18 protein-coding genes are annotated in these 20,188 nt (G+C 38.5%); 12 read left to right on the top strand and 6 right to left on the bottom strand.

Annotation, left to right across the window (positions count from 1 at the left end; translation table 11 throughout):
* Positions 1-381: 381 nt before the first annotated feature.
* Together BTR25_RS20225 and BTR25_RS20230 are read right to left on the bottom strand one after the other, a co-directional pair.
* Positions 382-1,215 carry an aldo/keto reductase gene (locus BTR25_RS20225; RefSeq protein WP_075689840.1) on the bottom strand — a complete coding sequence of 278 codons (834 nt, stop codon included), beginning with the start codon at positions 1,213-1,215 and terminating at the stop codon, positions 382-384.
* Positions 1,216-1,393: 178 nt separating this feature from the next.
* Complete coding sequence (locus tag BTR25_RS20230) at positions 1,394-1,798, bottom strand: hypothetical protein (protein WP_075689841.1); 405 nt, start codon at positions 1,796-1,798, stop codon at positions 1,394-1,396.
* 256 nt (positions 1,799-2,054) lie between these two features.
* Between BTR25_RS20230 and desA the strand changes: the two genes are divergently transcribed.
* From desA to BTR25_RS20245, 3 genes are all read left to right on the top strand, one after another.
* On the top strand, positions 2,055-3,092 hold the full coding sequence (gene desA, locus BTR25_RS20235; RefSeq protein ID WP_075689842.1) for a Delta(5) desaturase DesA: 1,038 nt from the start codon (positions 2,055-2,057) through the stop codon (positions 3,090-3,092).
* A gap of 78 nt (positions 3,093-3,170) precedes the next feature.
* Positions 3,171-3,710 carry a response regulator gene (locus BTR25_RS20240; RefSeq protein ID WP_075689843.1) on the top strand — a complete coding sequence of 180 codons (540 nt, stop codon included), beginning with the start codon at positions 3,171-3,173 and terminating at the stop codon, positions 3,708-3,710.
* A 158-nt stretch (positions 3,711-3,868) separates the two neighbouring features.
* Positions 3,869-4,723, top strand: a complete 855-nt coding sequence (locus BTR25_RS20245; protein ID WP_075689844.1) for a dimethylarginine dimethylaminohydrolase family protein — start codon at positions 3,869-3,871, stop codon at positions 4,721-4,723.
* A gap of 80 nt (positions 4,724-4,803) precedes the next feature.
* On the opposite strand, the gene BTR25_RS20250 is transcribed toward BTR25_RS20245, so the two are convergent.
* The gene (locus tag BTR25_RS20250) at positions 4,804-4,998 is read right to left on the bottom strand and encodes an alpha/beta-type small acid-soluble spore protein (protein ID WP_075689845.1); all 195 of its coding nucleotides are present in this window, start codon (positions 4,996-4,998) and stop codon (positions 4,804-4,806) included.
* Positions 4,999-5,206: 208 nt separating this feature from the next.
* Here BTR25_RS20250 and BTR25_RS20255 point away from each other — a divergent pair, with 208 nt between their 5' ends.
* The 4 genes from BTR25_RS20255 to BTR25_RS20270 all read left to right on the top strand — a co-directional run bounded on the left by BTR25_RS20255 (position 5,207) and on the right by BTR25_RS20270 (position 11,605).
* Positions 5,207-6,397 carry a MalY/PatB family protein gene (locus BTR25_RS20255; RefSeq protein ID WP_075689846.1) on the top strand — a complete coding sequence of 397 codons (1,191 nt, stop codon included), beginning with the start codon at positions 5,207-5,209 and terminating at the stop codon, positions 6,395-6,397.
* A gap of 175 nt (positions 6,398-6,572) precedes the next feature.
* The gene (locus tag BTR25_RS20260; RefSeq protein WP_075689847.1) at positions 6,573-7,766 is read left to right on the top strand and encodes an iron-containing alcohol dehydrogenase; all 1,194 of its coding nucleotides are present in this window, start codon (positions 6,573-6,575) and stop codon (positions 7,764-7,766) included.
* Positions 7,767-7,793: 27 nt separating this feature from the next.
* Positions 7,794-9,257, top strand: coding sequence for a CoA-acylating methylmalonate-semialdehyde dehydrogenase (locus BTR25_RS20265; protein ID WP_075689848.1), 1,464 nt, complete (start codon positions 7,794-7,796; stop codon positions 9,255-9,257).
* Positions 9,258-9,436: 179 nt separating this feature from the next.
* Positions 9,437-11,605, top strand: coding sequence for a malate synthase G (locus BTR25_RS20270; RefSeq protein ID WP_075689849.1), 2,169 nt, complete (start codon positions 9,437-9,439; stop codon positions 11,603-11,605).
* 80 nt (positions 11,606-11,685) lie between these two features.
* Here the strand turns inward: BTR25_RS20270 and BTR25_RS20275 are convergent, their stop codons facing one another.
* A complete protein-coding gene (locus tag BTR25_RS20275; RefSeq protein WP_139311296.1) occupies positions 11,686-12,378 on the bottom strand; it encodes a DUF421 domain-containing protein in 693 nt (230 codons plus the stop codon).
* A 171-nt stretch (positions 12,379-12,549) separates the two neighbouring features.
* Between BTR25_RS20275 and BTR25_RS20280 the strand changes: the two genes are divergently transcribed.
* Positions 12,550-13,947, top strand: a complete 1,398-nt coding sequence (locus tag BTR25_RS20280) for an MATE family efflux transporter (RefSeq protein ID WP_075689851.1) — start codon at positions 12,550-12,552, stop codon at positions 13,945-13,947.
* A gap of 90 nt (positions 13,948-14,037) precedes the next feature.
* On the opposite strand, the gene BTR25_RS28525 is transcribed toward BTR25_RS20280, so the two are convergent.
* On the bottom strand, positions 14,038-14,172 hold the full coding sequence (locus BTR25_RS28525; RefSeq protein WP_303046856.1) for a hypothetical protein: 135 nt from the start codon (positions 14,170-14,172) through the stop codon (positions 14,038-14,040).
* 169 nt (positions 14,173-14,341) lie between these two features.
* Here BTR25_RS28525 and BTR25_RS20285 point away from each other — a divergent pair, with 169 nt between their 5' ends.
* The 4 genes from BTR25_RS20285 to BTR25_RS20300 all read left to right on the top strand — a co-directional run bounded on the left by BTR25_RS20285 (position 14,342) and on the right by BTR25_RS20300 (position 18,855).
* Positions 14,342-15,079: an SDR family oxidoreductase gene (locus BTR25_RS20285; protein ID WP_075689852.1), complete on the top strand. Its 738-nt coding sequence runs from the start codon at positions 14,342-14,344 to the stop codon at positions 15,077-15,079.
* 223 nt (positions 15,080-15,302) lie between these two features.
* Positions 15,303-16,313: a TAXI family TRAP transporter solute-binding subunit gene (locus BTR25_RS20290; protein ID WP_075689853.1), complete on the top strand. Its 1,011-nt coding sequence runs from the start codon at positions 15,303-15,305 to the stop codon at positions 16,311-16,313.
* 81 nt (positions 16,314-16,394) lie between these two features.
* A complete protein-coding gene (locus BTR25_RS20295) occupies positions 16,395-16,913 on the top strand; it encodes a DUF1850 domain-containing protein (RefSeq protein WP_083652490.1) in 519 nt (172 codons plus the stop codon).
* A complete protein-coding gene (locus BTR25_RS20300; RefSeq protein ID WP_075689855.1) occupies positions 16,897-18,855 on the top strand; it encodes a TRAP transporter permease in 1,959 nt (652 codons plus the stop codon). Before BTR25_RS20295 ends, BTR25_RS20300 begins: the two co-directional genes overlap by 17 nt.
* A 32-nt stretch (positions 18,856-18,887) precedes the next feature.
* Here the strand turns inward: BTR25_RS20300 and BTR25_RS20305 are convergent, their stop codons facing one another.
* Entirely contained in the window at positions 18,888-20,030 is a 1,143-nt protein-coding gene (locus tag BTR25_RS20305) for a CAP domain-containing protein (RefSeq protein ID WP_075689856.1), read from the bottom strand.
* Positions 20,031-20,188 lie beyond the last annotated feature (158 nt).

Consider the following 20,188-nt stretch of genomic DNA (forward strand, 5'->3'; position numbering starts at 1 on the left):
GAGATCATAAATTCCTATATATGGGCTAAGATTGAATGAATCTTGAAAGGAAATCATTTCGGTACCACCTTTAAAGTCTTGTTACCTTAATTATAAAATAAAAAGCAGTTGAAGGGTTGATAAAATCAACCTTCAACTGCCTCAAAACAAAGGACTTTTTCAGTGCCCTCAGCGCAAGCGACGAGGAGGCTCACCGACCGCCCGCGGAAAGCGAAGTGCCTGGAGCGCAATTCAACAGACATATTTCAAAGCCTTTTATAATAATATTATAACAAATTAACGCGGTGAATCGTTAAAATATTTGCATAAAAATAAGAGGCTGTCGAAAGTTTCTCGACAGCCTGAACCTCCCTATTAATAGGGAGGTTTGTTGTTTTACGATTAAAAATTAAAATGGTCTGGATCTGCACCAAATCTCTTATCTTCGTTTAAGCTATTAATTTCCTCCATTTGATTCTCAGTTAAATAAAAGTCAAAGATATCAGCATTTTCAATGATTCGGCTTTCGGTAACCGATTTTGGTATGGTTACAATTCCATTTTGTAGATCCCAGCGCAAAATAACTTGAGCGGTTGATTTATTGTGTGCCATTGCAATTTCCCGTAAAACTGGGTGTTCTAGGAGTCTCCCTTGTCCTAATGGAGCCCAGGCCTCAATCTGTATTTCCTGGTTTCTGCAATAATTCCGAAGTTCAGGTTGAGTTAAAAGAGGGTGTAATTCTACTTGATTGACCATAGGCTTAATCTCAGTAACTGACATTAAGTCTTCTAAGTGGTGGATGTTAAAATTACTGACTCCAATCGCTCGAACACGGCCTTCTTTATATAGTTTTTCGAGAACCTTCCATGTTTGTTTATACTTTTCGACTACAGGCCAATGGACCAAGTATAAATCTACATATTCAAGACCAAGCTTATTTATGCTTGTTTCAAAGGCTTCAAGAACCGATTCATTACGTTGGTCAGTGTTCCATACTTTGGTGGTAATAAAAAGTTCTTCTCGGGGAACACCTGACTCTTTAATAGCTATTCCTACACTTTCTTCATTCTGATAAAGAGCGGCAGTATCAATACTTCTGTACCCCGCTTTGATTGCCGTTTTAACAGATAGAAGTGCTTCATCCCCTTCTTGTACTTTATATACACCAAGTCCAAACCAGGGCATCTTTACTCCATTATGTAATTTTGTCGTATCTTTAATACTATTCAAAATTATACTCCTCCTTTATATTTTTATTTCACTTATAAGTATAGGACGAATGAATAGGTGGAATCAATTTGTAGATTTATAATTAAGTACGTTATATTGTTCACATATTCTTTGATAGTAAAAAAGTAACCTATACCTCACACTGGAAAAAGTGTAAGGTGTTGGTTACCTTTTTTGAAAAGATTTATGCACCAAGGTTGTCGGGAATATAGGAAGAATTCAATTCATCCCATTTGAAAATTCCTTCTTGTAGTTTAATAATGGGATCGAAGGGACGAGGAATTGTTAAATAGGTTTCCTTTCCCAACTTCTCAATGGATTGTTTTCTCAATTGAAGCAGTTCCATTTTATTTGCAACACGGATGATTTTATCCATAGAAATATTATTTAGAGCTATACCATTCTTTTTGCAAATGCTTTCCTGAAAGCCTTTGTTAAATTGAAGCATCATTTGCAGGTCATTGACCGATACAACTCCAAAAACATCTTTTAATACATTTTCAAATCGAAGTTGATAGCCGGTTGCAAACTTTATGACACTTTTTTCTGGGTTTTCTAAAATATAAATTGTTGCAATCTCATTTTCCATTTTAACATCCCTTTGGTCAATAAAAAACTAAAACGTTGGACAATCCTAGTTGTTCCAACGTTCCTGCCTGTTATTTTAGTTTATTTTTATATTATACCATAGGTCATAAGAATGTTGTAATATTCACCATTTCAATACACCAGGACAACCTGTATATGACATTTGTCATACCCTGCATATGACACCTGGTACTTACACGAATGATTTCCTTCTCATATACTTAATTTAACGACAAAAATGAAGGGAATTAAAAAATATGACTAATCAACAAAATACAAAGAACCTGAGGAAGTCAGTTTCTCCTTTTGAAAAATCTACTACAAAGGAAAGTGTATGGCAGATTATTAATACGGTTGGGCCATTTATGGTTTTATGGTTCCTAGCCTATATGAGTTTATCGGTTTCATATTGGTTAGCATTAGTTCCGATTGTATTGGCAGCAGGCTTTCTAGTACGAATATTTATCATTTTTCATGATTGTACCCATCATTCATTCTTCAAAAGCCGCCGTGCTAACCGTGTAGTGGGAACCATTGCGGGTGTTTTAACTGTATTTCCTTTTGAACAATGGGGGCATGAACACTCGGTTCACCACGCCACAAGCGGGAACTTGGATAAGCGAGGGACAGGTGATATTTGGACTTTAACTGTCGAGGAATATTTAGCAGCGCCGCTTAAAGTTCGTCTAGCTTATCGTTTCTACCGTAATCCAGTTGTGATGTTTGTCATAGGACCAATATATGTTTTCTTGCTCAAGAATCGTTTTAACCGAAAAGGAGCAAGACAGAAGGAACGTAATAATACGTATTTAACTAATGTCCTAATCGTTGCCTTGTATGCGTTACTTATCTGGGCAATTGGCTGGCAGTCCTTTTTATTGGTACAGGGTTCCATTTTCATGTTATCAGGTTCAGCTGGAATTTGGCTGTTTTATGTTCAACACACCTTTGAGGATTCTTATTTTGAAGAAGATAAAGACTGGGAATATGTAAAAGCTGCCGTAGAAGGAAGTTCCTTCTATCAACTGCCAAAACTACTGCAATTTCTAACAGGTAACATTGGCTTTCACCATGTACACCATTTAAGCCCAAGGGTACCTAATTATAAACTTGAAGAAGCACACAAAAATACTCCACCATTACAAAATGTACCAACCATCTCACTTGCTACTAGCTTAAAGTCACTTCGTTTTCGCTTATGGGATGAAGAGAGCAGGAATTTTGTGAGCTTTAAAGAAGTCAAAGCTTTAGCTAAGAGAAGCAGCATTTCCGTTCAAGCAAAACCAGAACTATAACTTAACCATTTTGGCGGGCTCTCTTAAACTTAGGAGAGCCTCTGCATACAAGCAGAGCCATCCAAGGAGACAAAGTATATGATTCGAATTGTAATAGCGGAAGACCAGGAAATGCTGTTAGGTACACTCGGCTCACTGCTAAACTTAGAAGATGATATGGAAGTGGTCGGACAGGCATGCAATGGGGAAGAAGCGTTGATGCTTGCACACCAGCTACAGCCGGATATTTGTCTCATGGATATCGAAATGCCTGAAAAATCAGGACTAGAAGCGGCAGAAGCTTTAATAGGTTTTGGATGCAAAGTTATTATTCTTACTACATTTGCAAGAACGGGTTATTTTAAGCGTGCATTAAAGGCAGATGTTAAAGGCTACTTATTGAAGGATAGTCCAAGCGAGGAATTAGCCGGTTCCATTCGCAGCATAATGGACGGTCAAAGAATTTACTCCAATGAGTTAATTGATGAGGAATCAGACAAAATGGAGCTAGAAAAAGAAGAAATCGACCAGCCGGATGGTCTAGTGATAAACAATCCGTTAAGTCAGCAAGATCAAAAAACAGGTGTTAAAAACTATCTTTCAACCTTCATTGATAAAATAAAGTTACCTACAGGATAAAGAGTGCCAACAGCTTTTCTCTAAAAAGACGTTCATTATGACGTCTTTTTTCTATGGATTAAACCAAACTGATTTTCATTTGTTATTGTTTGATGTAAATATTAACAAAAATTCAGGGTAATCCTATTGTATATACGATTGAATAGGGAGGACCCAAAATGAATGAAATACCTAGATCAAGTAGTAAAACATACTGTATGAGTGAATATGATACGCTAAAAAAAGTAATCCTTTGTCAGCCACAATATATGACAATCCGTGAGGTCATTAATGAAACTCAAAAGGAATTTAAAGATGTTGGCATCCATATAGAAAAAGCTCTAGAGCAGCATGCTCAGTTCGTCAATACCTTGAAAGAGCATAATGTTGAGGTGATTTTATTACCCTATCATAAGAAATATCCTGAGCAGGTTTTTACTCGCGATATTGGATTTACCCTAGGTCAAACTATATTTGTTGCCAAAATGGCGCATGACGCCAGAAAGGGTGAAGAAGAAGTCCTAAAACAATGGCTGGATGATGAAGAAATATCGTACTACAATTTGCAGGAGGATATGATTGAGGGTGGAGATGTCATAATTGATGGAAATACTATTTATGTCGGTTTAAGCAATCGGACTAATCAACAGGCAGTTAATCATTTAAGCAATCTTTTAAATCAGTTCGATGTAAAAGCCATCCCTTTTAAAGCGAAGTATTTGCATCTGGACTGTGTTTTTAATGTTGTATCCTCTGACGTAGCGATTATTTTCCGAGAAGCATTGACAAAGGAAGATATTGATTTATTTGCTTCCCGTTATGAATTGATTGATGTATCAGAAGAAGAACAATTTACACTAGGAACCAATGTATTAAGTATCGGAGATAAAAAAATCTTGAGTCTCCCAGTAAATAAAAATGTAAACAAACAACTTCGTAATAAAGGATTTCAAGTCATTGAAGTGGATATCACAGAAATCATTAAATCCGGGGGATCTTTTCGCTGTTGTACACTCCCAATACTGCGTGGATAATAAGTTTTGCGGAGCGGATGGTGAAATGAGGAAAAGGCTGCCTACTGTATAAATAGGCAGCCTTCTCTAGAAATCACAGACTATTGATTCTGATGATCTCTTAATGTTTGTTCAGCATAAGCGACAAGACGTTTTGTCATTTCACCGCCGACTGAACCGTTAGCTCGTGCGGTCGTATCAGCACCAAGTTGAACTCCAAACTCGTTGGCGATTTCTGCTTTCATTTGATCCAGAACATTTCCTGCACCAGGAACCAAAAGTTTGTTTCTAGCCATGATACATCACTCCCGACGAAGGTATTGAGCAATTGCTTAATTGCTCATTTTATTTTAACCAAAATGGACAATACATATTAAATCCTTTAACTGGAGACTTTATTTTCCCAATCAAAAGCAATAAGATGGTAAATTTTATCATAATACATTACCATTTTATTGTAGGAACTGGAAATACTGAAAGCATTAGGTAGAAAGGTGAGGGAATATGAAATATAACTTTGATGAGATTGTTAATCGCAGGGGAACTTATTCAGTAAAATGGGATGGCGGAGATTTGATCAAGCAAATGGGGCTGACCACTAGATATGACGAGGAAACCATTCCGTTATTTACAGCCGATATGGACCTGCCTGTACCTCAACCGTTAGTTGATGCACTACATAAAACGGTTGAGCATCGTATTTTTGGCTATACCATTTTTCCTAATGAATACTATCAGGCAATCCAGCATTGGTTTAAGCAAAGACATGACTGGGATATCAATAAGGAAGAGATTGTATTCAGTCCAGGAACAGTCCATGCCTTAAATATTGCTGTTAAAGCCTTTACTAAACCTGAAGAAGGAGTCATCATCCAGCGTCCTGTTTATCCGCCCTTTACTTCATCCATTACAGCAAATGGCCGAAAAGTAATCAATAACGCTTTAATCGCTGATGATGATGGCTATTATCAGATTGATTTTGACGATTTTGAGACAAAAGCAAAAGAAGAAACAACAAAAATGTTCATTCTTTGTCATCCACATAATCCAACAGGAAGGGTATTTACCAAGGATGAGCTTAGAAGACTAGCAGAAATTTGTGCGGAAAATGACGTATTAATAGTAGCCGATGAAATCCATGGTGATTTAGTTCGTCAAAATCAAACGTTTATACCAATTGCCAAGGCTGCAGACAGCACCGATCAGATTATTACCTTTACAGCAATAAATAAAACTTTTAACGTGGCAGGTCTTCATTGTACAAATGTCATCATACCAAACCCAGACCACAGAAAAACGTTCATCAGTGTAATGGGATTCCATTTACCGTCGCCGTTTACCGTCTCGGCCCTTATTGCTGTCTATAATGAAGGGGAAGATTGGTTAGAGCAATTAAAAGAGTATATTGATGGAACAATGGATTGGGTAGTGAACTTCCTAGCAGAAAATATGCCAAAGGTTAGGGTAAGAATACCTGAGGGAACCTATATTATGTGGTTGGACTTTAGTCAGTATGAGCTCACACCTGAAGAGGTTCACGACCGAATATATAATAAAGCGAATGTACTGCTTGAAGATGGAAAAATGTTTGGTGAAGAAGGGTTACAGTACCAAAGAATATGTATTCCGTCTCCTAGGCCCATTATTCAAGAAGCGTTAGAGAGAATAGCAAGAGAATTCGAAGATGTTAAATAACTCACTAAAGAWGGGCAGCTAATAATTTAGTTGCCTCTTTTCGTAAAAAATTTAATAGTGAACTTATCTGCTATATGACTAAAAATCAAGCTTTAGCATATCTATTAGTAATAGCTCTGCATACCAGTTCTATGCTATTTAAATGTGGTAAAAGGTAAGAAGGGGTTGAGATGAAGTGGAAAAGTTTGCCGTCTTTCGTACACCGAAATCAATTTTTTATGGGAGAAATGCCTTTGAAAATGTAGGAAAAGAAGCAGTACTTCGAGGGAAAAAGGCTCTTATTGTAAGTGATAAAATAATGGACAATCTTGGCTATGTTAGAAAATGCCAATCCCTTTTAGAAAGTCAAGGAGTAGCCAGTACCACCTATCTAGGAGTAGCTTCTGAACCAACTGATCGGTTTGTCTCAGAATCATTACTAGTTTTTAACCAAGAGGAATGCGATTTAATTATTTCACTCGGTGGCGGAAGCTGTATTGATACGGCAAAAGCAGTAGCCGTCCTAGCTTCGAATGGTGGTTACATTGGGGATTATATGCAAGCGAGGAAAATTGCAGAAGCTCACCCCATTCCTCATATTGCCATAGCTACTACAGCGGGCACAGGCTCAGAAGCTACCGATGTTACGATTATTACCAATACTACAAATGATGTAAAAATGATGATCAAGCAGCCTGCTTTTATGCCTGATGCAGCGATTGTCGATCCGTTATTAACTCTTTCTTCCCCCGGGCAGGTTACCGCTGCAACAGGAGTAGACGCTCTAAGTCATGCAATCGAAGCATATCTCTCAAAAAAATCTCACCCTATGACTGACAATCTAGCATTATCAGCAATGAAACTAATTATTGGTAGTATCTTAACCGCTTACAATGATGGAACAAATGTAGATGCACGTGAAAGGATGTCATTAGGGTCTCTACAAGCCGGAATGGCATTTTCTAACGCATCTGTTTGTCTGGTACATGGTATGTCAAGACCCATTGGAGCACTTTTCCATGTTCCCCATGGAATTTCAAATGCCATGCTTTTGCCCGCAGTGATGGAATTTAGCAGGGATGCCTGTATCGAAAGGCTGGGGGAAATTGGGCGGATCTTCAAACCTGATGATAGCAATCTTTCAAATATAGAAACATCGGAAATAGCTGTACAGTCTATTAAAGAACTTTGTCAAAATTTAAAGATTCCTAACTTAAAAGGTTGGGGAATTGAACAACAAGCCTTTACAAGTGTCGTAGAAAAAATGGCATGTGATGCTATCAATAGCGGCAGTCCAAGTAATAATCCGAAAGTACCGTCACATAAGGAATTAGTTGAACTTTATCATGTTTGTTATGACTATCAGTTTGATAGTGGGTATTCCATATGAATCAATCTATTAAGGGGGAATCCTTTGATGAACAATATAACAACCAAAGTGATTCAAAATTTTATTAATGGCCAGTGGGTAGATGCGAAAACAACGAAGTTTGATATTGTACCAAACCCGGCAACAGGAGAAGAACTTGCTAGTGTACCTATTTCATCTCGCGAGGACCTAGATGATGCTGTTCTATCAGCAAAGGAAGCTTTCAAAACCTGGAGTAAAACACCTGTACCAAAGCGTGCCCGCATCCTGTTTACATATCATCAGCTACTAGTGCAGCATTGGGATGAACTTGCCACTCTGATTACAAAGGAAAACGGAAAAAGCTATAAGGAGGCCTATGGAGAAGTTCAGCGTGGTATAGAATGCGTTGAATTTGCTGCGGGTGCACCTTCCTTAATGATGGGGAAACAGCTCCCAGATATTGCAACCAATATAGAATCCGGAATGTATCGTTATCCTGTCGGTGTTGTGGGAGGAATTACTCCTTTTAATTTTCCAATGATGGTTCCTTGCTGGATGTTCCCGCTCGCAATTGCCTGTGGTAACACCTTTGTATTAAAACCTTCTGAAAGAACGCCAATCCTTGCCAATCGTTTGGCTGAATTATTAAAGGAAGCTGGTCTTCCAGATGGTGTTTTAAACATTGTTCATGGTGCTCACGAAATAGTAAATGGCCTGCTAGAGCATAAAGATGTCCCGGCAATATCTTTTGTAGGTTCTCAACCGGTAGCTGAGTATATTTACCGAACAGCAGCAGCTAACGGAAAACGTGTCCAGGCCTTAGCAGGAGCGAAAAACCATTCCATTGTGCTGCCCGATGCCGATTTAGATTCAACCGTTAGGGAAATTATTGCAGCCGCTTATGGTTCGGCAGGGGAAAGGTGTATGGCTTGTTCGGTTGTCGTAGCGGTTGGGGAAATCGCAGAACCATTACTGCAAAAGCTAAATGAAAAAGCAGATGAGATAAAAATTGGCAATGGACTGGAGGAAGATGTTTTCTTAGGTCCCGTCATTCGTAATGAAAACAAAGAGAGAACCGCAAAGTATATTGATCTTGGTGAAAAAGAGGGGGCAACATTGGTTCGCGATGGCCGAAAAGATGAAGCCTATCATGAAAAGGGTTACTTTATTGGACCTACCATCTTTGACAATGTGAATCCTTCGATGACAATATGGAAGGAAGAAATTTTTGCACCTGTTCTTTCCATTGTTCGTGTTGGCAGTCTTGAAGAAGCGATCGAGGTCACGAATCAATCAGACTTTGGAAATGGTGCGTGTTTGTTTACAGATAGCGGAAGCGCAGTCCGTTATTTCAGAGACAATATCGAAGTCGGGATGTTAGGTGTTAACATCGGAGTTCCAGCACCAATGGCCTTTTTCCCATTCTCCGGATGGAAAAACTCTTTCTATGGAGACTTGCACGCTAATGGGCCAGATGGAGTAGAATTCTACACAAAAAGGAAAATGCTAACAGCAAGATGGGAGAGATAAGTGAAACTTCCATCAGTGGGGGTCTTACTGCCCGTTTATGCGGGATAATTTTTATCGTAGCTGCTCACAATGTGGGTGGCTATTTTAGTTCGTAATATTTCATTTTTTTGGTAAAATATAAATAGACAGAAAATTTAAGCAGGGTAGTTAATTATCGTATTTTAAGGAGGAATTGGAAAATGGAAAACTATGTGAAAATAGGAAATCTTCAAGTGTCTTCTCTACTCTATGATTTTCTTAATCAACAAGCATTGCCTGGCACAGGAGTGGAACAGGGAAAGTTTTGGAGTGGTGTAGAAACTCTATTTACAACTTTAGCACCGAAGAATAAGGCTATTTTAAAAAGAAGGGAAGAATTGCAAAGCCAAATAAACGCATGGCATCGGGAACATAAGGAGTTTCAATTTGAGGAATATAGATCATTTTTACAAGAGATAGGCTACTTAGAGCCTGAGGCAGAAGATTTTAAGATTACCACTGACAATGTTGATGAGGAATTAGCAGTCCAGGCTGGGCCGCAGCTTGTTGTCCCTGTTGACAATGCGAGATATGCTTTAAATGCTGCCAATGCTCGCTGGGGAAGTCTTTACGATGCTTTATATGGGACGGATGTGATTAGTGGAGAAGATGGTGCTGAGCGAATAGGGGGCTATAATCCTGTCCGAGGGGACAAGGTCATATCTTATGCAAGAGAGTTCCTGAATCAAGCTGCTCCATTAAAAGCATCCTTGCATCAAGAATCTGTTCAATATAAAGTCATTGATGGTATACTTGCTGTTTCACTCAGCAACGGGACGATAACTGGCCTGGTAGATGACTCCCAGTTGGCTGGTTATCAAGGGCACCCTGAAAATCCTTCAGCGATATTATTGAAGAATAACGGAATTCACTTTGAAATACAGATTGACAGACATCATCCAATAGGTAAATCTGACCAAGCAGGTGTTAAAGACATCTTAATGGAGTCTGCTCTTACAACCATCATGGATTGTGAGGATTCTGTTGCAGCTGTTGATGCAGAAGATAAGGTATTAGTCTATCGAAATTGGCTTGGCTTAATGAAAGGAGATTTAACTGCAACCTTTAATAAGGGCGAAAAGGCAGTTACCCGTTCCTTACATCCAGACCGTATTTATACTACTCCTGAAGGAAAACAACTTACATTAAAAGGCCGTTCTCTTATGTTTGTTCGTAACGTAGGTCACTTAATGACAAGTAATGCCATATTAGATGAAAATGGCGAGGAGATCCCTGAAGGAATTTTGGATGCAATTGTTACAAGCTTAATTGCAAAGCATTCACTTTTAGGAAAGAATATCTATCAAAATTCAACCAAAGGCTCTATTTATATCGTAAAACCTAAAATGCATGGATCGAAAGAGGTCGCGTTTGCGGGGGAAATCTTTGATAGGGTGGAAGATATTCTTGGATTAAACAGGTATACATTAAAAATTGGTGTCATGGATGAGGAACGCAGAACTTCACTGAATTTAAAGGCATGTATCCGGGAAGTTAAGGACAGAATCGTCTTTATCAATACAGGATTCTTAGACCGTACCGGTGATGAAATGCATACTAGTATGGAAATCGGCCAGATGATTCGTAAAAATGAAATGAAAACCTCCAAATGGCTGCAAAGCTATGAAAAATCAAATGTCGCAGTTGGACTGGCTGCAGGATTTAAGGGCCGTGCACAGATTGGAAAAGGAATGTGGGCAATGCCGGATTTAATGGCAGAAATGCTAAAACAAAAAATTGGTCATTTGAAAGCAGGGGCAACGACTGCCTGGGTTCCATCACCAACAGCAGCAACCTTACATGCACTGCATTATCATCAGTTGGAAGTTACAAAAGTACAAGACAAATTAGCCAGAAAGACAGTAGATTTACGAGATGATATTTTAACAATCCCTGTAGCGGTCAACCCTCATTGGTCTTCGGAGGAAGTACAACAGGAGCTGGAGAATAACGCACAAGGCATCCTAGGGTATGTGGTTCGGTGGGTGGAGCAGGGAGTTGGGTGCTCTAAAGTACCTGATATTCACAATGTGGGGCTAATGGAAGACAGAGCGACACTTCGAATCTCCAGTCAGCATCTTGCCAATTGGCTGCGTCACGGGGTGTGCACAAAGGACCAAGTTCTTGAGACATTAAAAAGGATGGCAAGAGTGGTAGATGAACAAAACGCTGGTGATCCTGCTTATCGACCAATGGCAGGTAACTATGATGAATCTGTTGCCTTTAAGGCGGCCTGTGAATTAGTTTTCGAGGGATGCGGCCAGCCAAATGGTTATACAGAACCTATTTTGCACCGGAGAAGATTAGAAGCAAAAGTGAAAGGTTGTTAAGAAGGTACAGAAAAATAAGAAAAGCCGATAAATTTAGGTATTTAACGGCTTTTCTAACGAATGGGGGTAAGGTCCACAATTTAACCAGAATTCTTCTTATAAGTATGAATAAATAACGGTTGGTTTTTAGTCCATTCTGCATATAAGACATCCTTGTAATCGGAAATATTCTGCAATTCTAGTTGATTCTTTAACCATTTTTCATCTATTCCAGCTTCCGCTAAGTTTTTATTGATAACTGCTCCATCTATAATAATGCTAACGGGTAAATCCACTGACTTTGAAGGTAATTTTAGTTCACTGTTTTTAGGATTATCGTAGTCAAACTTTGGAAGTACACTAATTGTACCATTCGTTTCCATTATAGCGAATTCAACTTCTTGAATCGAAAAATAACCTTGCTGCCTGATCAGACTTTGTAATTGGTTGATATCCAATTTTATTTTTTTTAGTATCTCATATTTGATTACACCTTTATGTATCAAAATATTAGGCTCACCTTCAAGGATCTTCCTAGTTTTCCCAAACTTCTGAGTAATTGTCTCTAAAAATGAAATAAGTAATCCCCAGATTAAAATTGCAAAGGCGATTTGTTTAATACTTATATTATCATCATAAACCGCATTTCCTACCAGTTCACCTAAAATTAGGGCTGAAATAAAATCAAAGGGAGTCAGTTGGGAAAAGTGCGTTTTCCCTAAGAATTTTGTCATTAAAAATAATAAAAGCAAGCCTGATAGTAACTCGACTCCAATAGACAGATATTGATTCACGCTGTACATTCCCCCTGATAACAGTTATTTTCATTATTTCCGTACAAACTCGACCTATACTATGTTTGGCGATATTTATTAGAGGCAAAACAATCAGAATAAAATTAGTGCAAACATGCACAATCTGTGCTACTATACTATTTATTTGTTAGAAATTAGGCAGGTGGCAGCATGGGGGCACATCAATCAAAAAGTTTAGTTCCAAAAAAGGCAGAAGGATTTAATCTGTTTTTTCTTACATGGCCCATTTTTTTAGAAGTATTTTTATTCATGCTTATGGGAATCGCTGATACCATCATGATTAGTGCCATTTCAGACAATGCAGTGGCGGGCGTTGGAGCGGCAAATCAGTATATGCATATTGCGATTTTGATAATGGAAGTAATTGGTAATGGTGCATCAATCGTCGTTGCACAATATATTGGTTCACGAAGATATATGGAAGCTGCGAAAATATCAGCCTTAGCTGTAACACTTAACCTCATAGCAGGGTTAATCATTAGTGCTGGATTTTTGTTGTTCTCCGATAATCTGCTCCAAGCTCTAAATCTTCAAGGAGAGATTTTAGCATTCGCTCATAGTTATTTATTAATTGTCGGGGGAGCACTATTCCTCCAAGCAATGATTAATTCATTATCGGCAATTATTCGTGTCCATGGATTTACTAAGGAAGCGATGTTTGTTTCCTTAGGGATGAATATCATCCATATCATTGGTAACTACGTGTTAATTTTTGGTCATTTAGGTTTTCCAGAAATGGGTGTCCAGGGAGTTGCCATATCTTCTGTAGTAAGTCGTTTCCTTGCACTTATCGTCTTCTTCTGGCTGTTATATAGGATCTTGGAAGTAAAGGTAAAACTAAAGTACTATTTCTCACTATCAAAGGAGTATATTGGACAAATACTGAAAATAGGAATACCATCGGCTTTTGAGCAAGTTACCTACCAAACTTGTCAACTTGTATTCTTATATTATGCAACCTACCTAGGAGCAGAGTCATTAGCGGCTAGGCAGTACGCATCAAATATCTCGATGTTTATATTCCTATTCGCAATTGCGATTGGCATGGGAACGGCGATTATAGTCGGCCGCCTTGTAGGTGCTAATCAGAAGGATGAGGCGTATCATCGAGTGTGGAATAGTTTAGGCTGGGCTAGTTCTGTTTCGCTTTTTATGGTGATCCTAGTTATCATTTTCCGTGAACCATTAATGAATTTATTTACTGCGGATCAGGATATTATTGAATTAGGAGCTAAAGTATTACTCTTCAGCCTTGCTTTAGAGACTGGTCGGACCATGAATATTGTATTAATCAATTCAATAAGGGCTGCAGGAGATGCCAAGTTCCCAGTGTGGGTTGGGTTAATTTCAATGGTAGGGATGAGTGTACCTTTAGGCTATCTTCTTGTTTTTCATTTTGAGATGGGATTGGTTGGTATTTGGCTGGCCATCGCTGCAGATGAATGGCTTCGCGCCATTGTTATGTTTTTTCGCTGGAAAAGCAGAGCCTGGGAAAAACATGCTCTTATTCAACCTGAAGTTTCTGAAACCGTTACAACACATTCGTAATCAATTGAATAATTTTTTGTTAACCAAAAACATTAATGCAAAAAGCTTGGGAAAACCAAGCTTTTTTGCATTGAAATTAGAATAATAGGCTCACTTCTTCTTATTGCGATATTCAGTTTGATGGGGCTGCCCATATCGTTGTTGGGAAGCATCTACTTCACCTTTTTGCTTTTGCAACTTCCCCTTCAGATTAACATTTGGAAAGCTGTTTTGATGTTCATTCATAATTTATTTCACCTCCACAAAGATAGTATGTACCATTATCTTTGTTACAAGTTAGTTTAAATAATCAGAATTTATTGACTACTAATATTGCAAAATTTATAATAGTGATAGAAAACACGAAGTTAAAAAATGAACATATGGTTAAAATGATGCAAAAGGGGGAATTAGGGTGAATATATTAATTACTGGAGGGACGAAAGGGATTGGAAAAGCTACAGCGTTGCGGTTTTCGGCTCCTGGAAACCATTTGTTTTTAAATTACTTTCATGATGATGCGGCGGCAGCTAGAGCGAAAGAGGAGGTTTCTGCCAAAGGCGGGAATGTGCATTTATTAAAATGCAATGTTGGAAATTATCTTGAAGTACGTGAGATGGCGGCTATTATAAGTAAAGAAGTTGATTCGATTAATGTTATCGTCCACTGTGCGACAGGAATTGTTAGAGGTGACTCTTTAGAAATTGCCCCTGAAGAGTGGAGAAATGTGGTAGAAGTAAGCAGTTTATCTCTTATTGATATTGTCAGAGAAATTCGGCCGCTATTAAAATACGGTTCTACCATCATTGCATTATCAAGCAGAGGTGCAAGAAAAGCGACTAGAAAGTATGCGGCTTTAGGTTCTACGAAAGCGTTTACAGAGTCAATCATACGCTATATGGCGGTAGAATTAGCTCCACATGGAATTAGAGCAAATGTAGTTTCCGCAGGGGCTCTAGACACTGAAGCGTTTCGCTCCATGTTTGCTGAGAATGCGGATCAGATGTTAGAAAATGCAGCCGCTCTAAATCCAAGCGGGAGAAACCTTACATTTGAAGATGTAACAGAGACGATTGCCTTTTTGGCAAGTCCCGGAGCACAAATGATACAAGGTGAGGTCATACATATCGATGGTGGCCTATCATTAAAGTAAATAGATTTCACAAAAAAGCCTCAAGAGTCTTGGGCTTTTTTGTATGAGAAAAAAAGAGATTCAACTATTTTAATTTTAATCAAGAAATATTAATAGGAAAAAATAGATATCCCCCTTTAAAAATTACAATCCCTAGTTCCGAAGATATAAATTTGTAATAATTGACAAGTTTATTAATAAGTATGGATAAGAGGAAGGTAATAAAAAAAAAGGGGGATTTTCTTTGAAAAAGAAACGTTTTCTGCTTTCTATAGTCTTTCTTTTAGTTTTCTCTATGATACTAGCAGCATGCGGTAGTAAAAAAGAAGATGCAAAAAGTGATGAGGGTAAGGGAAGTGGGGAGGCAGTAGAGGAGGAAAAGCCAAAATTTATTAGTATTCTCACAGGGGGGACTGGAGGAACCTATTACCCTCTAGGTGGATCTTTTGCAGGAATTATTAAAGACGCAACTGGTATTGAAACCAATGCTGAAACTAGCGGTGCCTCTGCTGAGAACATGACCACTCTTAAGAACGGAGATGCAGAGATTGCTTTTAGCCAGACAGATATTGCTTCCTATGCGGTAGAAGGGAAATTAATGTTTGCGAATAACAAGGTAGACAACGTACAAGCTATTGCTACCCTTTATCCAGAAACCATTCAAATTGTCACAACAAAAAAGTCAGGTATTAAATCAGTAGAAGATTTAAAAGGGAAAAAGGTATCAGTAGGTGCCCCAGGTTCCGGTACAAACCCTAACGCTGAGCAAATTCTTGAGGTTCACGGCATGACCTTTGATGATATCCAGAAACAAGATTTATCGTTTGATGAATCTACTCAAGGTATACAAGACGGAACCATCGATGCAGCATTTGTCACCGCTGGTACCCCTACAGGTGCAGTTGAAGGCCTATCAGCAACAGAGGATGTCGTTATTATTCCAATTGCCCAGGATAAAATTGACGCTTTGATTAAAAAATATCCTTATTATATTAAGGATGAAATAGCATCAGGAACATATGGGTTAGAGTCTGCCGTAACGACCGTAGCAGTTCAAGCGATGCTCGTTGTTAGCAGCGATTTATCAGAAGAAGTAGTTTATGATATTACAAAAGCTATCTTTGAGAATCTTGATAAGGTGACCCACGCAAAAGGAAAACTAATAAAGGTAGAAAATGCTCTTAATGGTGTGGGGATCGATGTCCATCCAGGTGCCCAAAGGTACTTTGATGAAAAAGGTGTGAAAGCCCCGTAAAAGAACTTTAAAAACAACATTTATGATGACCGGCTGATGGATAGCCGGTCTCATTTTCTAGTTTACTTGTTAGGAGGAAAAATGAAACAAGTTATCATTCTAACATTTAGTCTATTCATTTTTGCTGCCATCGTAGTAATAATTCCTCAAAAGCAATCAATCGTTTTCCAACCCAATCATTCAACTGACCGTTTTGTCTATCTCCCTATTAAGGGCGAAAAATCTTTTCATATAAAATACACTCATTCTATTCATCTATCAGACGTAGTTGAAAGCTATAAAATAACGACTAATCAAGAAATACAACAATATGAGTTAATGTATGAGGATTTTGCTATTGGCATGCCTGCGAATGCTGATGAGGGAGAAACATTTGAACATGTTGACGGGAAATATTACATCAAAAATATGAATCGCATCTTTCAATCCTTCCACCTAAGAATTGGACAGGTCCGTGCCAATCACCGTGTTATTTATAAAAAACACGAGTATGTTTTAACGCAATTTTTAAAACCAGGAACTTCAGTGAAAATTGAAGTGCGTAAATTGAACATTCTTCAACAATGGAAAGGAGTGAATATTCTTGAGTTCGAAAGATGATACTCTTTCTACTGATGAGCAGCAGCGGCTGTTGGAAAAATATGACCCCGAAGCTGGCTCGAGAAAACTAAAAGGCATCGTTGGATGGACCGTGTTTGCCGGGCTTTTAGCCTTTTCCTTATTCCATCTTTATACAGGTATATTTGGCATGTTAACGGCTCAACTGCAGCGTTCCATCCATTTAGGATTTGCGTTAGCACTCATTTTTTTGCTTTTTCCTGCTCGGAAGAAAAATAGAGGGAAGGAATGTAAGGTTGCCTGGTACGACTATATTCTTGCCATGATCTCAATCGTTGTAGGTGCCTATTGGCCATTATTGATTGATGATTTAGTTTTAAGAGCCGGGACTGTTACTCAACTTGATTTTTGGGTCGGATTATCAGCTATTCTTTTAGTATTAGAAGCAACGCGACGAACCGTAGGGCTTCCAATTACCATTATTGCATTAGTCTTTATGCTCTATGCTATTTTTGGTCAGTACATGCCAGGTTTTATTGCCCACCGTGGTCTTTCTCTTGATCGGCTGGTACAAACCATGTTCTTTACAACTGAAGGGATTTTAGGAACACCTTTGGGCGTGTCCTCTACCTTTATTTTTCTCTTTTTACTTTTTGGTTCGTTTTTAATTAAAACCGGGGTGGGTCAGTACTTTAATGATCTTGCAATCGCAATTGCCGGAAAAAGTGTCGGCGGGCCGGCAAAAGTAGCGATTTTCTCCAGTGCTTTACAAGGAACCATTAGCGGAAGCTCTGTGGCAAATGTAGTTACTTCAGGTTCTTTTACCATTCCAATGATGAAAAAAATAGGATATAAAAAGGAGTTTGCCGGTGCTGTTGAAGCCTCCGCCTCTACGGGCGGTCAGTTAATGCCTCCGATTATGGGTGCAGCCGCCTTCTTAATGGTCGAATTTATCGGTGGAGGTATCACTTATTGGGAGATTGCTAAAGCGGCTGCTATTCCAGCTGTTTTGTATTTTACTGGAATATGGATTATGACCCATTTTGAAGCAAAACGAATAGGGCTCCGCGGACTGACAAAAGAAGAAATGCCTGATCGAAAAGAGGTGCTAAAAAAGCTCTATTTATTACTTCCGATCATTGCTGTTATTGTATTATTAATGTCGGGGATGAGTGTTGTACGAGCAGCACTATGGTCGATTGTTATTACAGTTGTAGTGAGCGGAATAAAAAAAGAGACTCGAATTGGCTTACCTGGGTTAATTGATGCACTAGTTTCTGGTGCACGTTCAGCACTAGGAATTGCCGCTGCGACAGCGGCTGCCGGAATTATCGTTGGTGTGGTAACCAAAACGGGTCTCGGTTTGAAGATGGCCAACGGATTAATTGATTTAGCAGGAGGTTATCTGCTCCCAACCCTATTTTTAACGATGATTGCTGCCATCATACTTGGGATGGGGTCACCCACAACAGCTAATTATGTAATTACCTCAACAATTGCAGCTCCTGCTATCATTTTACTAGGTGTTCCGGATTTATCAGCACATTTATTTGTGTTCTATTTTGGAATCATTGCTGATATTACTCCTCCGGTAGCGTTGGCAGCCTTTGCCGCATCAGCTATTTCTGGCGGGGAACCTTTCCGGACGGGTGTTAATTCCTCAAAACTTGCCATTTCGGCATTTATCATTCCTTACATGTTTGTCCTTTCGCCTGAATTGTTAATGATTGATACAACCTGGACCTATTTGATTTGGGTCGTATTTACGGCGTTGTGCGGGATGATTTCAATTGGGGCAGGAGTGATCGGTTTCTGGGTACGTAAGTTATTCTTACTAGAGAGAATGGCAGCGATTATAGCTGGATTATGTTTAATCTATCCGGAAGGCTATAGTGATATAATTGGCATGATATTATTTGCTCTTTTATTTTCACTACAAATTTTTTATAAAGGCGGTAAGCAAGCCCAAATACAAAAAACATAAAAGGAAGGCCCTGTTAGCATGGGCCTTCCTCTTTATTTTGCATAATAGTTTTGTGTGTAATAAGGCTGTGATTGAGTATTAAAGGCTACACCTACACCTAAATACTCAAAATCAGCAGCTAAGATATTTTTGCGATGCCCTAATGAGTTCATTAATCCTTCATGTGCGAATATACTGCTCAATTGTCCAGTTGCAAGATTTTCTCCTGCTGTTAAATAGACAATATTATCAGCACTCATACGGTCAAAAGGCGATTTGCCTTCTAGGTTGGTATGGTCAAAATACTGGTTCTCTGCCATATCCAAACTATGTTTCCTCGCAGTTTCTCTTACATGATCATCCCAGGTTAGGATTGATAATTCGTGATTCACTCGAGTTGCATTTGTCAAATCAAACATTTGGTATTCAAAACCTTCTTTTAATCCACTGCTTCCCTTTGAATAAAACACGGATCGACTATCCTCTAAGTCTTTGCTGATGATTTGCAGTGCAGTTACAGTATCATCCTCATGCTGGTCGTAGAAGATGGTAAGGTAGGTATCTTCAAATACAAAAATATCATAGTCACTATTTTCTTGTAATTGGTAAAAAGTCAGCCCTTTCTGGATTTTGGTTATCGGTTCACCAAAAGTATCGCGAATCAGTTGCTTAGGAGAGCCAATCTTGATCCCATTTGTAGAAGCAACTAAATCCTGGTTCGTATATAAACCCGCGACTTTATTATCATCATCATACATGAGCATGAAGAAATTCTGATAGTTATCATGGTAGGTATACCATTTTTTACTATATTCGTTTAGGGATGAGCGATTGGCTGCCCCAAGTTCATGATCAATAACTTCTTTTCTATCGCCAAGCTGAATGTTATGAACAGAGAAGGAGGCACCTTCTGGAGTATTTAATTCTATCTTTTCCAATTGGTTATTGTCTTTTGTTTCATTAGGCTGAGTAAGTTCATCTTTGTCGGTGTTAAGCTGAAACAGCAATTGTTGAATCTGATCGAAAAATGTATTTAAGGTTGATAGTAATTCGGGATTATTTTTCAACTCTCCTATCTCTTCCTCAATAGTATCAACAGCTTGATTTATTCCGGTATGATCCATTTGTTTTTCTATAGCCGGCCAAGAAATATTTAATAAAAATATAAACGATAATAACATTAATAGACGAATCATAGCCTTTTACCTCCAATTTATTAGAATTGTAGCCAACATGAAGAAAAAATATAAGTATATTGGCATAGCCAGATCAGTTTTGGCGGGGCAGGAGATGACCAGAGCACTATCCTAATATGAAATAATATTTGTTAAAATAAAGATAGTGTAAATTGATG

The sequence above is a fragment of the Bacillus sp. MRMR6 genome, assembly GCF_001940785.1.
Lineage (GTDB): Bacteria > Bacillota > Bacilli > Bacillales > Cytobacillaceae > Neobacillus.